18 protein-coding genes and 1 pseudogene are annotated in these 18,461 nt (G+C 50.7%); 17 read left to right on the top strand and 2 right to left on the bottom strand.

The window, feature by feature from the left end; translation table 11 throughout:
- The first annotated feature begins 65 nt into the window (after positions 1 to 65).
- The 7 genes and pseudogenes from JET16_RS03355 (at position 66) to JET16_RS03325 (ending at position 7,195) form a co-directional block, all read left to right on the top strand.
- A pseudogene (locus JET16_RS03355) lies at positions 66 to 1,397 on the top strand (ISL3 family transposase).
- A gap of 197 nt (positions 1,398 to 1,594) precedes the next feature.
- On the top strand, positions 1,595 to 2,386 hold the full coding sequence (locus JET16_RS03350) for an ABC transporter ATP-binding protein (protein ID WP_199614154.1): 792 nt from the start codon (positions 1,595 to 1,597) through the stop codon (positions 2,384 to 2,386).
- 17 nt (positions 2,387 to 2,403) lie between these two features.
- On the top strand, positions 2,404 to 3,183 hold the full coding sequence (locus JET16_RS03345; RefSeq protein WP_199614153.1) for an ABC transporter permease: 780 nt from the start codon (positions 2,404 to 2,406) through the stop codon (positions 3,181 to 3,183).
- Positions 3,184 to 3,229: 46 nt separating this feature from the next.
- Positions 3,230 to 4,366: a BMP family ABC transporter substrate-binding protein gene (locus JET16_RS03340; RefSeq protein ID WP_199614152.1), complete on the top strand. Its 1,137-nt coding sequence runs from the start codon at positions 3,230 to 3,232 to the stop codon at positions 4,364 to 4,366.
- Positions 4,367 to 4,412: 46 nt separating this feature from the next.
- Complete coding sequence (locus JET16_RS03335) at positions 4,413 to 5,507, top strand: ABC transporter substrate-binding protein (RefSeq protein WP_233530957.1); 1,095 nt, start codon at positions 4,413 to 4,415, stop codon at positions 5,505 to 5,507.
- 45 nt (positions 5,508 to 5,552) lie between these two features.
- A complete protein-coding gene (locus JET16_RS03330; RefSeq protein WP_233530956.1) occupies positions 5,553 to 6,923 on the top strand; it encodes an amidohydrolase family protein in 1,371 nt (456 codons plus the stop codon).
- Positions 6,920 to 7,195 carry a hypothetical protein gene (locus JET16_RS03325; RefSeq protein ID WP_199614150.1) on the top strand — a complete coding sequence of 92 codons (276 nt, stop codon included), beginning with the start codon at positions 6,920 to 6,922 and terminating at the stop codon, positions 7,193 to 7,195. Before JET16_RS03330 ends, JET16_RS03325 begins: the two co-directional genes overlap by 4 nt.
- 7 nt (positions 7,196 to 7,202) lie before the next feature.
- On the opposite strand, the gene JET16_RS03320 is transcribed toward JET16_RS03325, so the two are convergent.
- Both JET16_RS03320 and JET16_RS03315 read right to left on the bottom strand, forming a co-directional pair.
- Complete coding sequence (locus tag JET16_RS03320) at positions 7,203 to 7,715, bottom strand: DinB family protein (RefSeq protein WP_233530955.1); 513 nt, start codon at positions 7,713 to 7,715, stop codon at positions 7,203 to 7,205.
- A gap of 40 nt (positions 7,716 to 7,755) precedes the next feature.
- Entirely contained in the window at positions 7,756 to 8,316 is a 561-nt protein-coding gene (locus JET16_RS03315) for a helix-turn-helix domain-containing protein (protein WP_199614149.1), read from the bottom strand.
- 296 nt (positions 8,317 to 8,612) lie between these two features.
- Here JET16_RS03315 and JET16_RS03310 point away from each other — a divergent pair, with 296 nt between their 5' ends.
- The 10 genes from JET16_RS03310 to JET16_RS03265 all read left to right on the top strand — a co-directional run bounded on the left by JET16_RS03310 (position 8,613) and on the right by JET16_RS03265 (position 18,309).
- Positions 8,613 to 9,614 carry a Gfo/Idh/MocA family protein gene (locus tag JET16_RS03310; protein ID WP_199614148.1) on the top strand — a complete coding sequence of 334 codons (1,002 nt, stop codon included), beginning with the start codon at positions 8,613 to 8,615 and terminating at the stop codon, positions 9,612 to 9,614.
- Positions 9,615 to 9,620: 6 nt separating this feature from the next.
- Positions 9,621 to 10,532: an ABC transporter permease gene (locus tag JET16_RS03305; RefSeq protein ID WP_199614147.1), complete on the top strand. Its 912-nt coding sequence runs from the start codon at positions 9,621 to 9,623 to the stop codon at positions 10,530 to 10,532.
- 17 nt (positions 10,533 to 10,549) lie between these two features.
- On the top strand, positions 10,550 to 11,431 hold the full coding sequence (locus JET16_RS03300) for a carbohydrate ABC transporter permease (RefSeq protein ID WP_199614146.1): 882 nt from the start codon (positions 10,550 to 10,552) through the stop codon (positions 11,429 to 11,431).
- Between the two features lie 29 nt (positions 11,432 to 11,460).
- On the top strand, positions 11,461 to 12,990 hold the full coding sequence (locus tag JET16_RS03295; RefSeq protein WP_199614145.1) for an extracellular solute-binding protein: 1,530 nt from the start codon (positions 11,461 to 11,463) through the stop codon (positions 12,988 to 12,990).
- Between the two features lie 29 nt (positions 12,991 to 13,019).
- Positions 13,020 to 13,382: a cupin domain-containing protein gene (locus JET16_RS03290; RefSeq protein ID WP_199614144.1), complete on the top strand. Its 363-nt coding sequence runs from the start codon at positions 13,020 to 13,022 to the stop codon at positions 13,380 to 13,382.
- Between the two features lie 29 nt (positions 13,383 to 13,411).
- The gene (locus tag JET16_RS03285; RefSeq protein WP_199614143.1) at positions 13,412 to 14,164 is read left to right on the top strand and encodes a sugar phosphate isomerase/epimerase family protein; all 753 of its coding nucleotides are present in this window, start codon (positions 13,412 to 13,414) and stop codon (positions 14,162 to 14,164) included.
- 36 nt (positions 14,165 to 14,200) lie between these two features.
- Entirely contained in the window at positions 14,201 to 15,427 is a 1,227-nt protein-coding gene (locus JET16_RS03280; RefSeq protein ID WP_199614142.1) for a Tm-1-like ATP-binding domain-containing protein, read from the top strand.
- Between the two features lie 6 nt (positions 15,428 to 15,433).
- Complete coding sequence (locus JET16_RS03275; RefSeq protein WP_199614141.1) at positions 15,434 to 16,267, top strand: phosphoenolpyruvate hydrolase family protein; 834 nt, start codon at positions 15,434 to 15,436, stop codon at positions 16,265 to 16,267.
- 303 nt (positions 16,268 to 16,570) lie between these two features.
- Positions 16,571 to 17,143 carry a TetR/AcrR family transcriptional regulator gene (locus JET16_RS03270; RefSeq protein ID WP_199614140.1) on the top strand — a complete coding sequence of 191 codons (573 nt, stop codon included), beginning with the start codon at positions 16,571 to 16,573 and terminating at the stop codon, positions 17,141 to 17,143.
- Positions 17,140 to 18,309 carry an MFS transporter gene (locus JET16_RS03265; RefSeq protein ID WP_199614139.1) on the top strand — a complete coding sequence of 390 codons (1,170 nt, stop codon included), beginning with the start codon at positions 17,140 to 17,142 and terminating at the stop codon, positions 18,307 to 18,309. Before JET16_RS03270 ends, JET16_RS03265 begins: the two co-directional genes overlap by 4 nt.
- Positions 18,310 to 18,461: the final 152 nt, after the last annotated feature.

Raw genomic sequence — 18,461 nt, 5'->3', positions numbered from 1 at the left:
AATTGTCTGATGCTGTTTTCAGTATGTAATTCGCTTGATCATTATTTACGAATAGAAGGAAATTTATGGACGTACTTAATCTTTCGTTTTTTAAGATTCTCGGAATAATGGAGAATGACTATGACTTTCAAATTCAGGTGGAGACGAACTCTCCACCTTTGGCTTGTCCTCATTGTGGTTACGAAACGAACCTCTACAAGCACGGTAACCGTGAGCAATTGAGTATGGACTTGCCGATTCACGGAAAGCGTGTAGGGCTTCTCATAAAACGTCAGAGGTATCGGTGCAGAGACTGCAATCAAACCTTCTGGGAACGGTTAGAGCACACCATAGACGAAAAGCGAAACTGTACCAAGCGGTTATTGTCTTACATTGAAAAGCAAACCCTAAAACGCACGTTTGTCAGCATATCAGAAGATGTTGGGCTTAACGAAAAAACCATTCGCAATATCTTTCGGGATTACATTAACCGTCTGGAACAGACTCTGCGGTTTGAAACACCTAATTGGCTCGGTATAGACGAAATCCACATTATCAAGCCAAGATGCGTTTTAACCAACATCGAGGAACGTACCTTGTTAGACATTCTGCCCAATCGTAACAAGGAAACCGTTGTAGGCAACCTCTCACGCATTCCAAACAGAGGACGAATACAATACGTCACAATGGATATGTGGCAACCGTACAAAGACGCTGTTAGGGCTGTACTGCCGAAGGCGATTATCATTATCGATAAGTTTCACGTTGTCCGTATGGCGAACCAAGCGTTGGAAACCGTCCGTAAACAGCTTAGAGTGGGCTTATCAGCGAAGGAACGGCGTGGTCTTATGCACGACCGTTTTATCCTCTTGAAACGCCACAAAGAGCTCACGGACATGGATAAGATTACGCTTGACCTATGGACGAAGAATTACCCCTCTCTCGGCATAGCTTATGACTTGAAGGAATCATTCTTCGACTTGTGGGATAGCGACAGCAGACAGGAAGCATATTTCAAATATCACGATTGAAAAGTCAAGATACCCAAGGAAATGCAATCCGCCTTTGAGCCTCTTACTAAGGCTATGACGAATTGGGAAGAAGAGATATTCGCCTACTTCGACCACCGCATCACAAACGCTTATACAGAGTCTATAAACAACCTGATACGTGTCATTAACCGTGTAGGAAGGGGATACTCCTTCGAAGCATTACGAGCCAAAATACTCTTTACAGAGGGGCTTACAAAGGAACGTAAACCAAAGTATCAAAAGCGTATGAATGATTATGAACTTCGTGACTACAACTATCCGATGTTCGATAAAATGTCTTCAATTGGCGTGGTTCGTGAGCGTAGCGAGCTCCTTGGTATCAACATTTCCACCTTGATTGAGAAATTGGAGAAGGGCGAATTATAAGCCCTTTTCCACCATAAAATCCGAATACCCGTAAATATTACACAGTCCATAGCGACTTACGTGCGTAAGCACAAAAAACACCCTTTGCGTTATGAATTATAACAAAATTACGTCATTATTATTGACCTATAATTCCCATCTGCCTACAATGAACTTCATCAACATGCTTGAATCGATGTAGACGGGAGGGAATATCGATGCAAGTTGCGACGATAAACCGTGCCAATATATATACCCGGCCGTTGGTGCGAATGCACGGTCTGGACAAAATATACCCCGACGGTACGGTTGCGGTTAAGAACGTCGATCTCGACATTGCGGAAGGCGAATTTCTTTGTTTCGTCGGGCCGTCCGGGTGCGGGAAATCTACTATATTCAAGATGATTGCAGGCCTTGCCGAACCTACGAGAGGCAAGCTTGAAATATTGGGGACCACTCCGAAGGAAGCCAGGAAACATAACGACCTCGCATTCGTGTTCCAGGAACATACGCTGCTCCCTTGGTGCAGCGTTCAAGACAATGTAGCTCTTCCTCTCGCGCTGCGCGGAGTATCCAAGAAGGAGCGAAGGCACGAAGCGGAAAGGGTGCTGGAGCTCGTCAGGCTGAAGGATTATATGAAGTCTTTGCCCCGGCAATTGTCGGGCGGCATGAAGATGAGGGCATCCATCGCCCGGGCGCTCATTTCCCGGCCGAAATTGCTGCTGATGGACGAACCGTTCGGCGCTCTCGACGAAATTACGCGCCAATCGCTGCAGGACGAACTGTTAAATATATGGCGGCGGGAGAAGCAAATGACGGTGTTGTTCATCACTCATAATGTATTTGAAGCCGTGTTTCTATCCACGCGCGTAGCGGTGATGACGCCCCGGCCCGGCAAAATATCCGCGACAGTAGATATTCCGGCTCCGTTCCCGAGAACCGATGCGTTCCGGACGGCCTCGGAATTCAGCGAAAGGGTGCGGAGAGTGTCCGAAGCGTTAAAGCATTGAGCAGAGGGGATGTCATTATGAGCGTAAACAAAATTGCTCCGCCGCTTATTGCCTTTATCGTGTTTGTCGGGGGCTGGGAATTGATTGTGACATTGCTCGGCATGCCCCCTTATATATTGCCGAAACCGTCGGACATTGCAGCGGCTGCGTCAAACAATTGGAACGGCTTGATGATCTCCGTTTGGACTACGATTTCCGAAGCGGTGCTCGGCTTCTTATTGAGCATCGTACTCGGGCTCGGAGGAGCGGTGCTGCTGGCCGTCTCGAAAATCATAGAAAAAAGCGTATACCCGTACGCGATTATTTTGCAGACCATCCCGATTGTTGCCGTAGCTCCCATTATCGTCATCTGGTTCGGCGCCGGGATGAACGCCATTGTCATTATCGCCTTCCTGATCGGATTTTTCCCGATGCTCTCCAACACATTGATCGGTCTAAACTCCACGGATAACAACATGAAAAATTTGTTTTATTTATACAACGCCACGAAGCTGCAAACGATGTGGAGGCTCAGAATTCCAGCGGCGCTTCCTTACATTGTTGCCGGTTTAAAAATATCGTGTACGCTCGCCGTCATCGGCGCCATCGTGGGGGAATACATCGCCGGAATCGGCGGCGGGAAAGGAGGATTGGGGTACGCCATCACTGTCGCCTCATCAAGACTGCAAACTCCGTATTTATTCGCTTGCGGCTTGTCGGCTTCGGTTGTCGGCATCGGATTCTTTTTGCTGGTGAACGCCTTTTCGAAATGGATGCTGAGCTCTTGGCACGAATCCGAGATGAGGCACGAATCTTAGAACACCCGATAAACATGAGACAATTCAAAAAGGGAGAGAAACAAATATGAGAAAGTTCGGTATGCTGCTTGCCGCGATCATGTTGACGATTATCACCGCATGTTCTCAATCGCCGAACTCGACCGGAGCTTCGGATACCGAAACGCCGCCGCAGCAAGAGGGTGATACAAGCGGAACGGAACAAGAAAAAGAGCTGCCGCGCGTGGCTTTCGTATATATCGGGGTTCCGGGTGACGGAGGTTGGACGTTCGAGCACGACAAAGGAAGGGAAATGGTCGAGGAAACGTTCGGAATTAAAGCGACGGTAGTCGAGAATGTGCCTGAAGGTTCGGATGCGCAGCGGGTCTTCGAAGAGCTCGCGCAGGACCACGATATCATCTTCGGCACCAGCTTCGGATATATGGATCCGATGTACAACGTTGCGCAAAAATATCCCGACGTCAAGTTTCTTCACGCAACCGGCTACAAGACGCTGCCGAATTTGGGCACATATATGGGCAGAGGCTACCAGACAGGATATTTGGCAGGAGTCGCGGCGGGGGAAATGACGAAAAACAACAAAATCGGCTATGTCGGAGCTTTTCCGATTCCCGAAGTGATTTTTACAATCAACGCCTTTACGCTTGGCGCGCAAAGCGTCAATCCGGACGTCGAAGTGTCCGTCATCTGGAGCAACACCTGGTTTGATCCGGCAACGGAACGGCAAGCGGCGGTCAGCCTGTTGGACAAAGGGGTCGACGTTCTCGCGAACTACCAAGATTCGCCCGCGGGCATTCAAGCCGCAGCCGAGCGTAACGTATGGGGAATGGGGAACGATTCGGATATGAATCGTTTTGCTCCGGAAACGTACATTACGAACCCTACATTAAATTGGGGTCCGTACTATGTCGAGACGATCCAAAGCATTATCGACGGCACTTGGAAGTCCGAATCGTATTGGGGCGGTTTGAAAGAAGGTATGGTCGATATCGCTCCGTTCGGAAAGAACGTGCCGCAAGAGGTCAAAGATTTGGTCGAAGCGGAGAAGCAGAAAATTCTGAACGGCACTTTCAATGTGTTTCACGGACCGATCTACGACCAATCGGGCGAAAAGCGGCTCGAAGACGGCGTGAAAATGAAAGACGAGGATATATTGAGCATGAATTGGTTTGTCAAAGGGATCAAAGGAACGATTCCTCAATAATTGCCAAGCGACAAGCGGCAGTGCCAATATATTCGGAGGTGGGAGTATGGAGAAGAGTCCGGAAAGAGATATGAGAACGGGGTGGTTTCGCCGGCGTTTTGCCTTGATGATCGGTTTATTGCTTGTTGTAAGCATCGTGTCCGCATGCGGCGGAACGAGCGATAATGCGGCAAGCGAGCCCGCCGGTACGGAACAGGCCGAAACGACGGAACCGTCCGAGCCGGCTGCCGCCGAACCGCAGAAGAAGGAGCTCGTCAAAGTTTCGCAGGTGACGAACTGGTTTGCCGAACCGGAGCACGGAGGGCAATATGCCGCTTTGATGAAAGGATTTTACGAAGAAGCCGGCTTGGATATGACGATTCAACCGGGGGGACCGCAAATTTCGTCCACGCAAATCGTCGCCTCCGGTCAGGCCGAATTCGGCATGACTCAAGCCGACAGCTTGTTGTTGGCGCGAAAAGAAGGCATTCCGCTTGTGGCCATCGCGGCTCTGTTTCAGAAAAACCCGCAAGGATTAATATTTCATAAAGAGGAAGACCTTAAAGATTTCTCCGATTTGGCCGGAAGAAAGGTGTACGTTGCCGCTGCGGCGGGGTACTGGGAATATATCAAGAAGAAGTATGCGCTCGAAGGCAAGGTCGAGGAGATGAAGTATACCGGCTCGCTTGTCAATTTCATCAACGAGAAAACTTCGGTCACGCAAGGATACGTTACAGCCGAGCCGTTCGCTCTCATGGAGCAAGGCGTCGAGACGGGAATGCTGCTGCACGCGGATTCCGGTTACAATCCGTACGCCAACATCTTGTTCACTACGGAGAAGATGCTTCAAGAGAAGCCGGAGCTCGTGAAAGCTTTCGTCGAAGCGTCGATTAAAGGCTGGGATTATTATAAGACGAACTATGAAGAAGTGAATCCGTTCATCCAAGAGAAAAATCCGGATATGACGTTGGACGGCATGAAATACGGAGCCGAAAATCAGATGGAATTGGTGTACGGCGGCGATGCGGAAACGGGCGGAGTCGGTTATATGACCGAGGAGCGCTGGTCCGAGTTGACGGATCAATTGCTGGAAATCGGATTGTTGGATGAGAAGGAAGATGTAAGCAAAGTGTACACCAACGAATATTTGCCGAAGAAGTAAAGTAAATATGGTTTGAAAAGTATGCGGCGGAAGGAGGCGGATTCGATGAAAATGTTGTTGTATAACGTTCGCTTGCCGCTGACGGATGAAGCCCGGCTTTACACTGCGGTGGCCGAGGAAGGTGTTTGGTCGTCTGTTGAGCCGCAATCGGGGGCGGTGATGGTCGCCGGATCGATCCCGCTTGACGAATGGAAGCCCGACGCTTACGCTCAGGCCGATGAGATCGTCATTGATGTGAGGGAGAACATGCTGCTGCCGGGACTTGTCGATGCGCACATGCATCTCGACAAATCGTTCACTTTGCCCCGCGTCGGCAACGAGTCCGGCACACTTGAGGAAGCGGTTCGCAATTATGCGGCCGCTTCTCCTTCCTTTACGAAAGAAGAGATTAAGGCGCGAATAACCCGTGCGGCTATGCAGGCCATATCATTCGGCACTTCGGCCATTCGGACGCACTTGGATTTCAATGTGAAGGCGGGCCGCGATGTCGCTCTGCGCACAATTGAAGCCGCACTTGAGGTGAAGGAGGCGCTTGCTCCGTATGTGACGCTGCAGCTGTTTCCGATGTGCCCGTACAACCAGCTTTCCTCCGCCGAGATGGAAGTGGCGGAAGAGGCGATTCGGATGGGGGTGGACGGGTTAGGCGGAGCTCCGCATTTGTCTTCGACGCAGGAAGAGGACATCGATGCGATATTCCGGCTTGCCGAACGGTACGGCCGGCCGATCGATCTGCATACGGACGAGAGCGACGATCCGAATATCCGGACGGTGTCCCATATCGCGAAGCGCACGATGGAATACGGATTTACCGGCCGTGTAACAGTCGGTCATCTTTGTTCGTTGGCGGCAATGCCGGATGAGGTCGCGGGTCATTTGATCGGGCGTATGGCCGAAGCGGGGTTAGGTGCGGTTACTTTGCCCGGCGCAAATTTGTACTTGCAAGGCAGGCGAGACGGGTTTCCCGTCAGACGCGGCGTGACGAGGGTTAAGGAATTGCTCGCCGCCGGAATTCCGTTAGCTGCGGCTTCGGACAACATTCATGATCCTTTCCATCCGTTCGGCAGAGGGGATCTTGTGTTGATCGGTCTGGTCACCGCTTATGCGGCGCATATGGGGAGCCCGTCCGACCTTCGCACGCTGCTCCGCATGATCACCGATATCCCCGCCGCCGTACTCGGGCTAACGGATTACGGCGTGAAAGCCGGCAATAAGGCGGATTTCGTTATATTTGACGGTAGGTCGCCGGAAGAACTGTTTACGGAGCTTCCGGAGCGGCGTTGGGTCTATCGCGGGGGAAGATGGCTTAAGATTGCTGCGAGCCGTGCCGGTTGGAACGATTCGGCGTTAAGCTTCATATGGGATTCGGTGACTGAAGCTGTTTCATTCGGCGGCAGCAGGCGGACGTTGAAAGTATGAAAGCGGCGACGAATATACTTGTTGTTTATTATAGCGCTTATGGACACGTGTTTCGGATGGCGCAGGCCGTTGCCGGCGGGGCGGAGGCGGTGGACGGCTGTTCCGTTCGGATGGTTCGCATTGCGGAAATCGATTCCGTGCGCAATCGGACTGAAGCGAGGCAAGCCGCCGCGAGCAAGCTGTCGGACGAGCGGGAGCTGATCATGGCTGCGAGATTGGGCGCCAGAGTTGCGAAGGTAGCGAGCGCTTTGAAGAAGCATGCGTTTATTTGATCTGCTCTTATTTGCGAATCATCTTTTTTAACCGGACAATATCAGCATAATGATGCCTGCTATGGTCGGCGATATGCCAAATACCCCAACGGATTGCGGCGGTTTGACCATTCCCGTACGGTACAACGGTGTTTAAGTCGTTGTCGGTTAACTTTAAGCAAATTTGCCTGAACATTTCTTGGATTTCATCATATTCCTCTAGCAGTTTTTCAAGAGGAACATCTTTTACCATAGGCAGTTTACCTTCGTTGTCATACATTGGTCCGAATCGATTCCGATACTCTTGCGGCACGTCTTTCGCTTGCAGCCGATATACCCAATGAAGGTCAACGACGGCCAGGTGTCTTAACAGTTGTGCGATGCTGTTCAGTTCTTCATGCGGACCCTTATAATCAATCTCGACTTGAGTTAACCCGTCTACCAGTAATTTTAAGCGATGATAGTTGTATGTAACCATTGAATGCAAGAGTCCAACGACGGGAAACATCCGATCGTCCGGGGTAAAATCATAGTGTTTCATTACACCATTCCTCTCTCTTTATAAATTGGAGCGGCTTATATCACTCCGAAGGTTTCGACTGATACTCCGTAAACACCGCCATATACTTCACTTGTTTCGTAATCGGGATAACGAGATGTTCCTCCAAAGAATTGAAATAGACACCGTCGCCGGGACCCATTTCATATTCCACATTACCGACTTTATATTTCATTTTGCCGGAAAGCACGTATATGAACTCTTCTCCTTCATGTGAAAACGTATGGCGGTTGATTTCCCCTTTATTAGCGATAAAAATGTAAGGCTGCATTACTTTATTCCGGCGTTCCAGCGCAAATGCGAAGAAAGAGTAGCCTTTGTTCGTTTTGATCCATTTGGACGTATCCTCGTATTGGCTGGCCGCGACCATTACCGTTTCGTTCCCGGCTTCCTGCTCCAATAAATCCGAAACTTTAACTCCGAGCGCGTTCGCGATTTTCATAAGCGTCGCAATTGCAGGCATCGTATTGCCGCTTTCGATTTTGGAAAGCAGACTCTTTGTAAATCCGCATATTTGCGCGATCTCATCTTGAGTTCTTTTTTGCTCTTTGCGAATCAATCGGATTTTTCTTCCCAGGTCCATAGCAGCCCTCATGTAAAATTGATAAGTATACTATACTTCAACTTTTATTGAGTTTGCAATTATGGCATCGAAACAAGAAAGCGGTTGCAAATATTAAGAACGTATTTTATAATCATTTCATTCAACATGGTTGAATAAAATACAATTAGGTTGATTAAGCATTACTGTTGTTGAACTGGCCGCTATGAATTGATCGATCTATCCAGGGGGTGTTGGCGGGTAATGTAATAGGGAGTCCGAGAGCGGAATTATTTACAATCAAATACCAATCATAACGTTCAGGGAGTGAAAAGACAATGAAAAAGTATAAAGTGGGTATCGTGGGCGCAGGCGGAGTAAGCGAGTTGCATTTTGTCGGGTACAAGGATCATCCGGAGCGGATTGAGATCGTCGCGCTCTGCGACCCGAACGTCGAAACTCTCAACGCCAGAGCGGATAAGTACGGCGTTCCGCAGCGGTTTACCGATTTGCAAGACTTTATTCAAAACAGCGGCGTTGATGTGGCGGTTGTCTGCACGCCGACTTCGATCCGCAAGCAAGTCATATTCCCGCTGATTGAAGCCGGTTTGCCTGTATTCGTCGAGAAGCCGTTCTCCGATACGCTGGCCGAAGCGGTCGAAATAACGGAGAAGGCGAAGAAGCACGGTGTTGCTGTGTCGGTGAATCAAAATTTCAGGCGCCATTTCCCGTTCGAATTGGTGAAGGGTAAAGTTGCCGAAGGATTGATCGGCAGCGTAACGTCCATCATATTCACCAACTTGTTTTTCCGGCAGGATCAAGGCTGGCGTCTCAAACAAGAGAGACACGCGCTTTCGGTCATGGGCATTCACTGGTTTGACGGATTCCGGCAAATCCTCGGAAGCGAAGCCGTATCGGTCGTCTGCCAAACCCGGTCCTCAGCGGCGATTGACTGCCTGGGGGAAACGGATGCGACCGTCCAAGTGGTGTACGAAAACAATGCGGTTGCGACATATGTTCAAAGCTTCTCCTCCGCCTTCGGCAAAGGCGAATTGATCGTCATAGGGGAAACCGGCACCATTGCGGGCGGCCATAATTCGGTAAGCTTGTACCGCAAAGGCGAAAGATCGCCCGAAGCCACCTGGGATAATAGCGTTTCCAGAGAAGTGGCGACATACGAAGGTTTAAACCAACTGCTTGTTTCATTGGAAACCGGAGAGGAAGCGCCCAACAGTGCTCAAGATAATTTGAAAACGGTTACCGTTCTTGACGCAGCGTATGTTTCCGCCAAGGAGCAGCGGATTGTCCTTCTAAATCAAGGTGTGGCCAGCGGTAGGTAACGGAATATGAGATGGCGCGCTCTCCGGTCGGATATCATACGCGACAAATATCTCTATTTGCTCGTTTTGCCGGGCGTACTCTACTTTTTACTCTTTAAATATGTTCCCATGTGGGGGATCGTTATCGCATTTCAGGAATATTCGCCTTATATGGGGGTATTCAACAGCGAGTGGGTCGGACTCGATCATTTTGTCCGATTCTTCTCTAACCCGGATTTCATGCTGCTCTTCCGCAATACGATGATGATCAGCTTGTTGAACTTGTTATTTTTTTTCCCGTTGCCCATAGTGCTGTCTTTGCTGCTGAACGAATTAAACCATGAAGTGTTCAAAAGGGTCATCCAGTCGATCGTATATCTCCCGCACTTTTTATCCTGGGTCATTATAGCCGGCATCTCGTTTCTATTGCTGTCGCAGTCGTCGGGCATCATCAACATGATCATAGAATCGTTGGGATATAGCAGGTTCGATTTTTTGACGAATGCGGATACGTTCTGGGGATTGCTTGTGCTGCAAAACATTTGGAAAGAAACGGGTTGGGGAACGATCATTATTTTGGCGGCCATTACGGGAGTCGATACGCAGTTGTACGAAGCTGCGAAAATCGACGGCGCAAGCCGATGGAGGCAAGTATGGCATATTACGCTGCCGGGCATCAGGAGCGTCATACTGGTCTTGTTGATTCTCAGGCTCGGTCACATTATGGACGTCGGTTTCGAGCAAGTGTTCTTGATGTCGAACGGCGCGGTCGCCCACGTCGCGGACGTGTTTGAAACGTATGTGTACCGCAACGGAATACAACAAGGCCAATTCAGCTACAGCACGGCGGTCGGATTATTTAAATCGGTAGTAGGTCTCATTCTTGTCATATTGGCAAATCGGCTTGCCAAGCGGATAGGCGAGGAAGGAGTCTATTAAGTTGGGGGTTGCCGGACATGAAGGCAAGCTTTGGCAGTCGGCTGTTCGACGTTGTCAACATCGTTGTATTAGCTGTCATAGGGCTGCTTACTCTGTTTCCTTTATACTACGTATTTGTCGTCTCCTTCACGGAATCGCACGAATATTTGCAGAAAAACGGATTCGTTCTGTTTCCTGAAAGATGGAATGTCGGCGCTTATAAGTACTTATTAACGACACCCGCATTTAAAAATGCAACCGCTGTCAGTACGTTTCTGGCGACGGTCGGGACAGGATTGAGCTTGTTCTTTACGGCGGCCATGGCGTTCGGCATGTCGCGCAAGAGGTTGAGGGGCAGAAGAATCATCATGCTGATGGTTCTGATTACCATTCTATTTAATCCCGGCATTATCCCCAATTATCTTGTCGTTCGAGAAATCGGACTGATTAACAGCGTGTGGTCGTTGATTATACCTGTCTTAATCAGCGGGTGGAATGTGATATTGATGAAAAGCTTCTTTGACAGCATACCGGTGGAGCTGGAGGAAGCAGCGCTGATCGACGGCTGCAACGATTGGGGCACATTCTTCCGGATCGTGCTCCCGCTCTCTGCGCCCGCGCTCGCCGCATTCGGACTGTTCTACGCTGTCGGTTATTGGAACACATTTTTCAACGCCGTTCTGTTTATTAACGATTTCGACAAGGTGCCCCTGCAAATCGTGCTGCGGAATATGCTGATCGATTCGGAAACGTCGACGGGCGGATCGACTGCAGCGGAGATGATTTCGGAGCAGCAAATTCCGACGCAGACGATCAAGATGGCCGCGGTTGTTATCGCAACTTTGCCGATCTTGGCGGTGTACCCGTTCTTGCAGAAACATTTTACCAAAGGCGTTATGCTCGGCTCGATCAAAGGATGATCGAAACATATGATGGGGAGGGTTCTGCTATGAAAAAGACGGTTGCCATAAGTATCGCAGTCTTGTTGTTTTTCATAACGGTTTTATCGGCTTGCTCCGGTTCCGGTTCGAACCAACCGGCGGATAATCAACCGAATCAGGAGGCAAAAAGCTCCGATAACCCCAAATCCGAGGCGCCAATGGAAATTAACATCATGAGCGACTTTTCGATCGCCCAGCCGCCTGCCGAGGACAATCCGGTAATTAAAGAATTCGAGAAACGAACGAACACGAAACTGAATATAACGTGGATCTCATATACGATATATAACGATAAGTTGAACGTTGCGCTGGCGTCGGGCGATCTGCCCGATCTTGTAAAGATAATGGACTTTACGAATGCGCAGTTTCAGACGATGGCGAAGCAGGGAGCTTTCTGGGATTTGACGCCGTTTCTCAAAGACTATGAAAATTTAATGAACTCGCCTAAGGTTATCTGGGAAAATACGAAGATTAAAGGCAAAAACTATGTCATCCCCATTGTCCGTCCGCTGGAGGTTGGAGGCTTGGCCATCCGCAAAGACTGGCTGGATAAGCTGGGCTTGCCGGTACCGCAGACGACGGACGATCTGTATAACGTTATGAAAGCTTTCAGGGAAAATAAGCCGGACGGAAAAAAGGATACGTACGGATTTACGATGCGCGGGCATGGAATTATCGAACAAATATTTACAGCTTCGCACGGACGATGGAAAGAGGCGGACGGAAAGCTCATTGACGTTACCCTGGAGCCGGAAATGAGGGAATCGATCCTCTACAGAAAGAAGCTGTTTGACGAAGGGCTCATTCCGCCGGATTTCTCCGTCATGAAAGACAATCAGTTCTGGGATTTGGCGACGAGCGGCAGCGCCGGGGTGACGAACGAAACGATTGAAGCTTTGTGGCGTTGGACGTATGACCAGTGGAAACGCGATCCGAACGTCGAATGGCTGCCGCTCGTTTCTCTTGCCGGTCCGAACGGACAGCAGTTTACCGGCCAGGGGACGGGATTCATCGGCGTAGCGGCGATCCCGAAGAAAGTTCCCGAAGAGAAAGTGAGGAAAATATTGTCCGTACTCGATTTCGGCGCCTCGGAAGAAGGAGGAACAATGTCGCTGTACGGTCTTGAAGGGATACATCATACGAAGGAAGACGGTTTCTATGTGACGACGGAACAGTCCGTGAAAGACAGCGTGGGCGTCGGCTCGTTCGGCAAGCTGTTCATGAAATTCGACCCTTATATGTATGCGTTCGCACCGGGTATGCCGAAGGAAGTGTTTGAGCGGAATAAAAAAATCATCGACGAGAAATCGAAAATAAGCACTCCGAATGCTACCGTCGGATTGATCTCGGAAACCGACATTAGGCTAGGCGCGGACTATAACAAGAAAATCAACGATCTGAAGACGCAAATTATTATGGGCAAATCTAAGATCGGAGAGTGGGACCGCCTGATCGATGAGCTGAAGCGCGATCCGAACTATCAGAAGATTATTGAAGAAATGAATGGGGCATATCAAGAAAGATTGGCATCCAAGTAAACATAAATATAAAGAAGGAGATTAAGCGTATGGCAACCATTACGGATTTGAGAACGCAGGATAAGGCGCGTATTTTGGACATGGATTGGGGGAAGATTCAATGGCTTTGCGGCCAAGAGATCGATCCCGACTGCGAGATGACCTTCGGAATGGTTTATATCAACGCGGGGCAATCGAACCCCAGGCATGTGCATCCGAATTGCGAAGAAATCATCTTTGTGCTATCCGGGGAATGCGACCATACCTTAGGAGACGAAACCTATCATCTGGAACCCGGCATGATGCTGCGTATTCCGCGCAATGTGCCTCATAACGCAACGGTAACGAGCTGGGAGCCGTGCCGCATGATTATCGCTTACTCGGCGCCGGACCGGCAGACGATCGGGGAATAAGCCTTATTATTGATGAGGAGATCTTTGATATGAACATAAAGCTCGCTTTTTCGAGACCCACCTCTTTGATGGAGGAACAGATGCTGCTCTTCGAGCAGTACGGAGCGGTTGGATATGACGGACTGCAATTGAAGGGACCGCAATACTTGCCGTTTCTTAATGAGCCGGAAAGATTCAAGGAGGAATGGGGGCGCTTGCCCGGTGTGGGCTCGGCGCTCATCACTGGAGGAAGATTGGATGAGGAGGGTATTGAGCAGCTTCGGAAAGTTTTGCGGTTTGCCTCGGGCATTGGGACGGATCTCATCGTATTTTGCCACGGCGTTCCCAGGGCGCAGGTTACTACCGACGATATACGCGAATATGCGGACGTGCTGTCCGGACTCGGTCTTGAAGCGCTGGATCGAGGCGTGAAGCTGTCGCTGCACCATCATTACGATCAGCCGGTGATGTATCGCGAAGATTTCGACATCTTTTTCGACCGGGTACGGGATCGATCCGTCGGGTTAACGGTGGATACCGCGCACTTGGTGAAGTCCGGGGTCGGCAATGTCGCGGAGCTGATCCGCAGTTTCGGGCATGTGATCGATAACTTTCATCTCAAAGATTTCGAGAATGGAGATTGGAGAGTGCTCGGAGAAGGGGCTATCGATTTCAAACCGATATTCGAAGCAATTAAAGAAATCGGTTACGAGGGATGGATTTCTGCGGACGAAGAGAGCGGCGGCGGCATACTTCAGGGCATGAAGGCATGTTATGAATTTATTCGCGGCGGATTGAAGTGAGAATCGAATCAGATCCTTGAAGGAGCTGGTGTTGCGGTGAAAAGAGCGGTGATAATCGGAGCTTTGGATACGAAGGGACATGAATATCAATTCGTGAAAGATGCGCTTGAGGCGTGCGGGGCGGAATGTTTCGTTGTCGATACCGGAGTTCTTGGGGAACCGCTATTTACGCCCGATGTATCGGCGGATGAAGTGGCAAGAGCCGGAGGATCAAGTATTGAGAAACTGCGGGAGCTGAACGATCGCGGAACGGCGGTTGCCGTTATGGCCCGGGGAGCTGCGTCGATCGCGGCGCAACTGGAGGAGCAGGGCATTGTCGGCGGAATGTTCGGGATGGGAGGAACTGCGGGAACGACGGTGGCTTCTTCGGCTATGCAGTCATTGCCTGTCGGAGTGCCGAAGCTGCTTGTGTCCACCGTTGCTTCGGGCAATACAAGGCCGTATGTTGGCGTGAAGGACATCATGATGATGTACTCGGTTGTCGACATCGCGGGCATTAATCGGTTATCCCGGCGAATATTGAGCAACGCCGCTTATGCGTTAGCCGGAATGATTCGGCAGATCGAACTGGAGCAGGGTGCGGAGGACGATAAAGCAACGCTGGGTTTGACGATGTTCGGCGTCACTACGCCGTGCGTAACGCGGGTGAGGGAAATTTTGGAGGACAAAGGTTACGACTTGCTCGTGTTTCACGCTACCGGGACAGGCGGTTCGGCAATGGAGGAGCTTATCAAAGCGGGTTATATCAAGGGAGTTGCCGATATTACTACGACGGAGCTGGCCGACGAGCTTGTCGGGGGAATATTCAGCGCGGGACCGAATCGATTGGAGGCGGCGGGTGCTGCCGGAATACCGCAGGTTGTTTCGGTGGGAGCGCTCGATATGGTCAATTTCGGTCCGCCGGATACCGTTCCGCCGCAATTTAAGGAGCGGGTGTTCTATCAGCATAACCCGACGACTACGTTGATGCGAACGACGGTGGAGGAGAACCGTGAGTTGGGCCGGATTATGGCTAACAAGCTGAATGAGAGTAAGGCGCCCGCGATCGTCGTGTTTCCGAAAGCCGGAGTGTCCTTATTGGATATGGCGGGCAAGCCGTTCGATGGTGTACAAGAGCGGCTCGCCCTGCATGAAGGAATTAAGGAGCATCTGCTCCCGGATATTCCTTTCATTGAGCTGGAGGACGATATTAACCATCCCACAGTGGCTGAAGTCATTGCGGAAAGCTTGCTAAAGCTGCTGGAACAAACGAAAGAAGGATAGTGAGATATGGCGATTCCAAGACAAGAGATTGTGGCTCGGCTGCGTTCCCAGACGGAGCAAGGGAAGTTTATTGTAGGAGCCGGTGCGGGGACCGGTCTTTCCGCGAAATGTGCGGAAGCGGGCGGCGCAGATCTAATCATTATTTACAATTCGGGAAGATACCGGATGGCCGGACGCGGCTCGCTCGCCGGACTAATGCCTTACGGGGATGCGAACCAAATTGTAGTCGACATGGGCGGCGAGGTATTGCCTATTGTCAAGAACACTCCCGTACTGGCCGGCGTATGCGGCACCGATCCGTTTCGTATGATGAACGTATATTTGAAGCAGCTCAAGGATATGGGATTTTCCGGAGTACAAAACTTTCCGACCGTCGGCCTTATAGATGGGACATTCAGACAAAATTTAGAGGAAACGGGCATGGGGTACGAGCTGGAAGTCGATATGATTCGCTTGGCGCACGAGTTGGACTTATTAACGACTCCTTATGTATTCAATGAGGGCGATGCGATCGAGATGGCTCGAGCTGGGGCGGATGTGTTGGTTGCCCATGTCGGCTTGACGACCAAAGGGACGATCGGAGCGAAAACGGCGCTCACGTTGGACGAATCGGCCGACTTGGTGCAGCGTATCTGCGATGCGGGCAGGTCCGTGAATCCGGATATTATCGTCATCTGCCACGGTGGGCCGATTTCGGAGCCGGAGGATGTGCAATATGTACTAGGCAAAACGCGCGGCATTTCCGGTTTCTTCGGCGCTTCGAGCGTGGAACGGCTGCCGACAGAGGTTGCGATTACGGAGCAGATGCGAAGATTTAAGGGGGGAAGGGCTGTCTTGTGACGGCCCTTTTTTTCAGGGATCGGAGGTCCAACGGCATGGCAATTACGGTCGAAGTACTAGGAAACGTTTGCTCTCTTTGCGGAAAAGTTGGTCGATCAGCAGAACGGATTGAGAAATTAGTCAATGTCCATTGACTCAATTGTCAATATCAATAACAAAATCATACACCGTCGCTTATATCCGATACTTTCAAACGAAGCAATACATGAGTTTCCCGCCATAGCGTTTTCTTGACAGAAAATAGCTACGATGATAAAGTCAAAGCGCTTGTATAAAGAACGTTCTACCTAGGGAGGTGGAAATATGACTCCATCCACAAAGAAAGAGGACATTCTCGATGCCGCAGAAACCCTATTTTACCAAAAGGGATTCCACGCAACCGGCATCAATGAAATCCTCAAGGAATCCGGTGTCGCTTCCATGACGCTTTACCGGCATTTTACCTCGAAGGAAGATTTGGTTCAGAAAGTGTTGCTACACAGAGAAAAAAAGTATTGGTCGTTTTTGAACGCGACGATCGCCCAATCCCCCGAGCATCCGTTCATTACCGTCGTTCAAGCTCACGGAAGATGGTTGGTGGAAAAGGGAAACCGGGGTTGCATGCTGTTGCGCGCCATCGAAGAGTTTTCCGGTCTAGAGAGCCCGATTGAGAAGATCGCCCGGGACCATAAAAAGAACTTGGTTCATTTTCTGGAGGATCTGGCGCGGAAAAACCGAGCACCCGATCCAGAGCGATTGGCCGCTGAATTGGCGCTCGTATTGGAAGGCGTGACAGCGATGGCACAAGTCCTGGGGGCGGATGAAGTGACGAAACGCGCGGCATCCATCGTAAAGGAAATATCGGACCGATCATGCGGGAAGGAGAGGGGTCAATGAGCTTCACACGTCTCGTCTATCCGGGGATGGCCATGATCGCGGTGTGCTACGGGCTTGCGCGATTCGGCTACGGGCTGTTGCTCCCGGAGTTCAGCCGAGATCTGGGCTTAGATAAAGCGACATCCGGGTGGATCGCTTCCGGTTCGTACTTCTTTTATTGCGTGGCCATCCTTCTGGCCATTCGGTTCACCCCACGCCTGGGTCCACGCAGGGTCATCGCGGCGGCCGGCTTTTCGGCATTTGTCGGGATGCTTCTGATGGCACTTTCCCAAAACCCCATCTGGTTCGCCGCGGGCGTCTGGACCGCTGGCGCCAGCACCGGGTTGGCTTCTCCGCCCTACGCGACGGTCGTGAGCGGGAGGATAACGAAAGGGTTGCAAGATCGGGCGAACACATGGATCAACTCGGGAACCGGGCTGGGCATTATCCTTTCCGGGCCGGCGGCTTTGCTGCTTGCGGGATATTGGCGAACCGCTTATCTCGTCTTCGCCTTGATCGCGCTCCTGGTCCTCTGTTGGAACACCGCGGTAATTCCGCCCGGGGGAAGGGAAGAAGAAACAGAAAGTAAGGGTTCTTCCTTGCTGCGCAAGGGAATCGCTCCAATGTTTTCGGCGTCCATCATCATCGGGATTTCGAGTGCCTCCTACTGGACCTTTTCGCGGGGTTATCTGGTCCAGGAGAGTTCCTATTCCGGGTTTGTCACATCCACTTTTTGGATGATCATCGGCATTGCGGGGATTATCGGCGGGATCGCGGGGAAGGTGATCGAAGGGATCGGTTTGGCCAGGTCTTATCGATTTGGTGTTGTGAGTTTGGCGCTGTCCATCCTGTTGCTTCCAGTCTTCCTTTCCCGCATCTTTCCGGTTTTCTTGTCGGGCGCTCTTTTTGGCGCTTCCTATGTGTATCTGACCGGGGTGCTGTTGGTGTGGGGAATCCGCGTCTATCCCGACCGGACGGTGGCGGGCATTGGAGTCCCCTTTCTCCTTCTCGCCCTAGGACAGATGATCGGTTCCCAGTTGGCGGGCATGGTAGCCCAGGCGTTTAATTATCCCGCCATGTTCATCCTTTTCGCCATAGTGGGAGCAACAGGTTTGTTTATCAAGGACAGCGCGGAAAAAAGGAAAAAACAGACCTGCCGAAACGGCGAGTCCGCAAAAAGAGATTAGTTACCTGTTTCTATAATAACAGAACGAGCATATGTTCACTAAACAATAAGTCTTTTCCGAAGTTTCTTGATCCGAAGGATCCGAAGGCACTAGATAGCTTGTTGCTTTAGTCACCGTCGTTACCCGCTAATTTGCCGCGTATTCAAATCTTG

It is taken from the genome of Paenibacillus alkalitolerans (genome assembly GCF_016482785.1).
Classification (GTDB): Bacteria; Bacillota; Bacilli; order Paenibacillales; family YIM-B00363; genus Paenibacillus_AE; species Paenibacillus_AE alkalitolerans.
The sequence above is the reverse complement of the archived record's forward strand: the minus strand, read 5'-3'. Positions and strand labels throughout refer to the sequence as shown.